Source organism: Pseudoalteromonas sp. SR45-5, from assembly GCF_014163565.1.
Taxonomy (GTDB): domain Bacteria; phylum Pseudomonadota; class Gammaproteobacteria; order Enterobacterales; family Alteromonadaceae; genus Pseudoalteromonas; species Pseudoalteromonas distincta.
This window is the reverse complement of sequence record NZ_JACJDN010000202.1, coordinates 1-6,242: the sequence shown is the minus strand read 5'-3', so window position 1 is coordinate 6,242 and position 6,242 is coordinate 1. Positions and strand designations below refer to the sequence as shown.

General features: G+C 35.9%; 6 protein-coding genes. All 6 read right to left on the bottom strand.

Annotated elements, in window-relative coordinates; all coding sequences use genetic code 11:
* Positions 1–545: 545 nt before the first annotated feature.
* Complete coding sequence (locus H5072_RS09380; RefSeq protein WP_182693369.1) at positions 546–1,118, bottom strand: 4Fe-4S single cluster domain-containing protein; 573 nt, start codon at positions 1,116–1,118, stop codon at positions 546–548.
* A 3-nt stretch (positions 1,119–1,121) separates the two neighbouring features.
* A complete protein-coding gene (locus tag H5072_RS09375) occupies positions 1,122–1,619 on the bottom strand; it encodes a hypothetical protein (protein ID WP_182693368.1) in 498 nt (165 codons plus the stop codon).
* Entirely contained in the window at positions 1,619–1,828 is a 210-nt protein-coding gene (locus H5072_RS09370; protein ID WP_182693367.1) for a DUF2997 domain-containing protein, read from the bottom strand. The genes H5072_RS09375 and H5072_RS09370 overlap by 1 nt, the downstream gene beginning before the upstream one ends.
* Entirely contained in the window at positions 1,821–3,995 is a 2,175-nt protein-coding gene (locus H5072_RS09365; protein WP_182693366.1) for a hypothetical protein, read from the bottom strand. The genes H5072_RS09370 and H5072_RS09365 overlap by 8 nt, the downstream gene beginning before the upstream one ends.
* Positions 3,995–5,671: a hypothetical protein gene (locus H5072_RS09360; protein ID WP_182693365.1), complete on the bottom strand. Its 1,677-nt coding sequence runs from the start codon at positions 5,669–5,671 to the stop codon at positions 3,995–3,997. Before H5072_RS09360 ends, H5072_RS09365 begins: the two co-directional genes overlap by 1 nt.
* On the bottom strand, positions 5,668–6,242 hold a 575-nt coding region (locus tag H5072_RS09355; protein WP_259395913.1), incomplete at its 5' end, for a C-terminal helicase domain-containing protein. The genes H5072_RS09360 and H5072_RS09355, both read right to left, overlap by 4 nt.

Here is a 6,242-nt window from a genome sequence, read left to right as displayed (position 1 = left end):
GCTCAGTTGGTTAGAGCACTACCTTGACATGGTAGGGGTCGGTGGTTCGAATCCACTCAGTCGTACCAACATTTAAGTAAAATAAATAAAGTACATTTGAAAGAAAAAGCACTACCCGCTCTTGATCACCCGGTCCAAGGGTCAGCAGTTCGAATCCACTCAGTCGTACCACTTCAAAGTAATAAAAAACCGAAGAAAAAGCACTACCCACTCTTGCTCACCCGGTCCAAGGGTCAGCAGTTCGAATCCACTCAGTCGTACCAATTCAAAGTAATAAAAAAAACCAGAGAAAAAGCATTACCCACTCTTGAGCACCTGGTCCAAGGGTCAGCAGTTCAAATCCGCTCAGTCGTACCAATTAAAAATAATTATTATATGCAGTGACCCACTTTTGTTATGTTACTTCCAAGTGTTAGCTGATAAATTATCTCGGTCGCACAATGTTTAACTAATTATCTACACATTAAAAATGGGGGATGAACTCCTACTATTGTCACCCCCAAGCTACCCTAATTACACATACAGTTCTGGAAGACTATCAATATTTAATCTGGATAACCAAGAGTTGTAATTGAGCCTAAACTATCAATTACTATTTCAATTTCATTACCTCCATCGCTTTCTTCCATAAGTCTAGAGCCATGCGGATATACAAGTTTTTGATTTGTTGAACCTCGAAGTCTTAAATATGGGTTTCGTAATGAATGTTGATAGCGCCCCGATATAATTAGGTCACTATTTTCACATAAAGCTGACCAATAACCTTTAAGCTCTAGCTCTCTTTGTTCAAAGCCTGTATAAACAACATTAGTCAAACTGGTATTGTCCTTTATCATTTTGATTAGCCAAAGCGTATTATCTGCTTGCTCAAGCGGTTCACCTCCTAAAAAGGTAATACCACTAATTTCGGGCGTATCCAAAATTTGCTGATAAAGTTTTTCTCTGTGTACAAGGGTTCTCTCTCTATGCGGCCACATTTGAGTATTCCAACAGCCTTTGCAGCCCAAGCTACATCCTTGTAGCCAAATTGTGAAACGTGAACCTGGACCATATATATGAGTATGTGCTTCGATATGAGCTAGATTAAAAAAAGAATTGCCTTCATCTATATTAGTCATAAATTAAATATGCCTAATACAAACAAGTTGAATTTTGCCATTAATCTGCTTTTCTTTTACGGTATAACCTTGAGCTTGAGCTTTTGCTATTGCTTGTTGTCGAGTTACTTCCACTCTCACCTTTCTTTGCTCTTCAATTTCTTTTCTTTCTATCTCGGCGAGTTCTGCTAAATGACGCTCATACTCACACAAGTACTCTTGCTCTAACTCCGATAAGAAGTCAGCGATTTTTTTATAATGCTTTAAACCTAGTACTCGTGCATTATATTGATCAGCATCATGCCTTAATACCCAGAGCTTACCTTGCTTTCTAAAGTGCTGGTGTCCATTGTAATCAACTCTATTAGTAACTATGTCACCACACTCAACACTATTATTTCCCTGAAAGTCACGTATATTTTTTACAGTTATATATTTTGGTTCATATCCTAACTTAATAAGTGACTGAAAAAGTGCAACTTCTACTACAAAGGGCGTGGTAGTTTTAATAACAGCACTCATTAACCACCTCGCTTACTTTCGACAATATGAGCTGCTTTTACAGTTTGTGATTGATGATATTCATCAGTCTTTTTTAAATTCTTAATGTTAATCTGCTCACCAAGAAGGTCAACAACAGCATCTATACAAGAATCACCTTGAAACCCTTCTGTTTTGGCATTAACTTGGCCTTGCTCATCAATCGTTATAATAATTTGTTGCTCAGGCATAAGCATCACCACTTTTAAAGATGCAAACTGTTGCTTCTAATCGAGACGCCTCTTTATTAGCAATCTCATATTTATCTAATGATTCAATCACTAGATACCGTTTACCTTTATCTTGCATTAATGAAAAAGCATCATTTGGTAAATATTCTGAAGGCCAAATAATTTTTAACTGTTTTTTACTTTTAAGTCCGAGTTGTAGATCTAACGACTCATCTAAGCTTTCTGCTTTTGGTTTGCGGCGTTCATGCTGGTCAAGCTCATCATTGATGGTTGCTAAACTCTTTTCTTGATTATTAGTATTGCTCTCAATATCTAACAGCTCTTTATGGGCTTTGCTATGTTCAGTAACTAAATGGTTGTAAACTTGATATAATTTAGCGTGTATCTTTCGATTTTCTTTCTTTGAAAAGAATTGTTTGGTGCTGTCTAACTCTTCTGCCTCCTTTGGTAATGTCGCTGTATCGTCTTCTGTTTTCTCACTTCTGTAAGTTTTAACTTCCTCACGGTACTTGCTTTCTATTTCTTTAAGTAACGTTTCTAGTTTTGGTCGCTTATTTTTAATAAGTTCTTTCGCTTTACTCACATCGTTCTTAGCTTGCTCTTTATCCGCTGATAATTGCTTAATTTTTTTATCCCAAATATGTTCTTTTTCAGCCAAATTGATCTGCTGAGATATTTGCGTTTTATTCTGATTTAGTTCTAATACAATTTGAGAAAAATCATCTTCTACCTTTTTTCTCTCAGCAGGTGTTGAGTGTAAAAGGTTAAACTTTTTGAGCGCATCTATTCTTTCAATCAATTTTCTATGTGTCTGATTTTGCCCCAGAATAAATTGACTCAATAAACTTGCAAACGAGCGAGTCCTACTTTCAGTAAGTTGTTTACTTGAGTTATTTAGCGTGCTTTCCGCTTCGGAGAGTGATTGCTGCCACATGTTATTTACTTTCTCCCACTTATTTACCAATTCATCAGCGGTTGCGTTTTTTGGGCAATAAGGAGGATGAATTATTCCAGTGAATGAAACATGTTGCGCAGCAAATTTATCAGACCAATTTGTTTGTTTCGAAAACAAAGCTTCTGGAGTTTCATTCAAAAATTCTTCGATTGATTGGCAATAGTGCTCTTCCAAAGTAATAGTTTTGCGTTGCTCTATGGTCATTAATTCTTCATTTGAATTATTAGCAGACACAAATTTAACATTAACAAGCTCAGATACATTTGGTTTTAACGCCAGTACCCAACAAGCCTGCTCAGCAACCTTATTAATAGATGCAGTTACATTATTTTTTTGAGCTTCATCAAGCTGAATAGCCCAATTTACTTTACCTGCAGAAAACCCCTTCGGGAGTAACCAAACCACCTCTTCACTTCTTTCATCATCTTTAGCTTCATAAACAATATTAGGATAGTTAAAGTCAGTTAAAACTATATTTACTGAACTTTCTTTTGCGATACTATTTAGCTCGGCAAGTTGCCGATTTGAAATCAGCATAGCGTCATCTGTTATCTCAATTTTATTTGCTAAAGCTGATGCGTTAACTGTTGCTATTGTTGTTTTAAATGATTTCCTATTAAAATAACCATCTAATTGATATTCATCATTTAAGATAATCCTAACATCTGTTGGTTGTGCCTGACGCCTTGACTCCCCTATATATTCGTACTGTGTATTATCCCAAAAGTGTTTACAGAAGCTTCGGTAACTATCATCAATTTGATCTAGTGTAAGATCCAAACAATAGCCACTTTCATCTAATTCCGTAATAACAACACCGCGTTTATTAAAGTACTGATGATCACTTAAAAATATCGCACCAGCCTGAGCAACACCAGTGCGAACTAAACAACGTGATTTAAGCCGATCTATCGCTGTTTTGTTTTGTACATCATCACCTAAGCATAAGTAAACCCGTATGGACGGTTGGTTATCAACTAGTAACTGTATTGTTTTGATAGTTTCACTATCAAACAGAATATCTACAGAAATAATTAAAGTATGTTTGGTTTCTTCTATCTGCTGTATCAATTTAGCTTTGTTAAATACAGTAACAACATCACAATCATAAGCCGATTCAGTATTAGCATTTTTAGATACAAATTTACTGCTAAGCTTTTGTTCACTGTAATCTTTTTCGAATTTAATTTTTTTGGGTGCTAATATCGTCATTACACACATTCCCTGTTATATTCTTCAACGATGTCTTGGAGATATTGTGGTAAATCACTCTTATCTAAAGGGGTAAAAGTCGGTGTGCCATGCACGACCCACTGCCTATTGTGCTCGCGAGCAAAGTCTAAACTTGCACTGACTTTCCAACACTTTAAACCTGCCGATGTAAAAAACAACCAGTAACGATCATGATTATCTGGAGATTTATCAATAAATTTAGGCTGCCAACTTTCAGGTAATTTCTTTTTGTACATTTGTTTCAGTGTTACAAACAAACCTTTTGATACACCTACTTTAATGGCGATTCTCGTCAAAAGGGCTTGTTGATGATCGGATGTAAAATAACGATCTGAGATAATTATATTTTCTATGTGTCTACCATTAGTTAAATGGTTTATAAGTTTTGGAAATTCGAACTCGGCGCCATCATCTAATGTTAAAGCAACGCCAAAATCAGCTGCTAGATGTGGCATTAAATCGAAACCTGCAGCCGCTTGCCAATAGCTAGTAGCTTTACCTTCTGTGCCTAATATCGCTAACATCTTGTCAATCTGTATAGGTGTAATATCATGTGGGGTTAATCCTGGCTGAGAAAGCCAGTCCAATTGCGCTTTTTCTGCATGTATTAACGCATTATGCTTTTGCTGGTAATAATGTTTGCACCATGCTTCTAGCCATTTCTCTCCATCACTTAAATCCATAGGTGAAATTGGCAATGACTGATGCTCTACTATTTTAAATGAACCAAAACGAGTTGAATCAACTGTTTCAAAAGGAAGTGTTTCTAACGATAAGCCGTTAAGCGTTTTTTTCTCATCAATTGTTTCACTAAAAGGAAGGGAGAAATATTGATATTGATTGTTCCACTTGCCATTTAACTGCTTACCTATAATGTCCATTAATTCTATATATTGGTTGTGGTTAGTTGGTAAATTGAAAGAGAATTCTTTTCCAACAGATGACGACTTATTACCCCTCCCCTTACTGGGAACTTCAATATTTAATTTCCCACTAAGAGTAGTTTTACTGTGCGCTGTTAACTGCCAATTTAAATATGCGCTTGCTTTATTATAAGTATCGCAAAGCACTTCAATGCTTTTAATCGCAACCTTAACCGACTCAATTGAGATCGATTTATTATTTTCTATCGCTAAGTTGGTAGTAATAACCTGCTCAGTTAAATATTGATTGATATCACCACGATAAGATCTATATTGATTAAGGTCTTTTGTGGCAAAGGCATCGATACGCTGTATTAAAATTGGATTTTTTACCAATAATTGGTCATTTTCGGCAAACCAAATATGAAACAAACCTCTTTCGAGAGTAGGTAAAAGTCCCGTTTTTAAAAATTCCTTTCCCCTAGCTGTAAGCTCCTTATTACAGTCAATTAAGGCTAGTTTTTTTAAATACTCAAGCAACCTAATTGGAAGTTCAGCTACTTTTCCAAGCGCATTAACAATATCCTGTCGCTTAACATAAACCTCTACTGTTCCCAACAAAGGTAGGCACACTAAATTAACCTTTCGGTTTAATGTAAACAAAGGACAGTTACCATTACTACGTGTTTTTTTAGAAGATTGTCGCATGTTCTCAGGATGACCTGTTTTAGATCTATCTTTGGTAGTATTTAGTTTTATTTTCTGTAATTGTTCTTGTAGTGACGAATTCATTTAACTTTCCTTGGTAGCGCTTTAGCCAAATTTTTAAGCTCAGTAGTTCGGCTATTATTAGCAAAATAATCATAACAACCGACAATCGCTAGCTGATATCGGGCTCGTGTAATAGCTACATTCAGCCGGTTAGGTGAGTCTAAAAAACCATCGCGATAATTATTCACCATAGATAGAAAAACCAAGTCTGCTTCTTGCCCTTGAAAATAATCAACAGTAGCTAATTTAATAGGCTGCCCTTTATATTCAAATTGACTATATTTTTTATTGTTATCCGGCAGTTTTTGTAATTCTTTTCTCAACGCTGTTTCCTGTCCCTTATAAAAGGTCAGAATAGCGATACTATAAGGCTGCCCTTCATCATTTACACGACCTTCCCCCCAATCACAGAACTGTTTTAATTCTTTAAGGATCTTATCGACTTCGGCTTTATTTTTGTTTTGACTTACTTGTGCATATTTACTATTTTTAGGAATATCTAACCAAATGGCATGTGACCCAAACCCCAAGTAATCCCACTCTCTTTCAACAGCAACACTATCACCATTTTTAAGTGACTCACCATGATAGA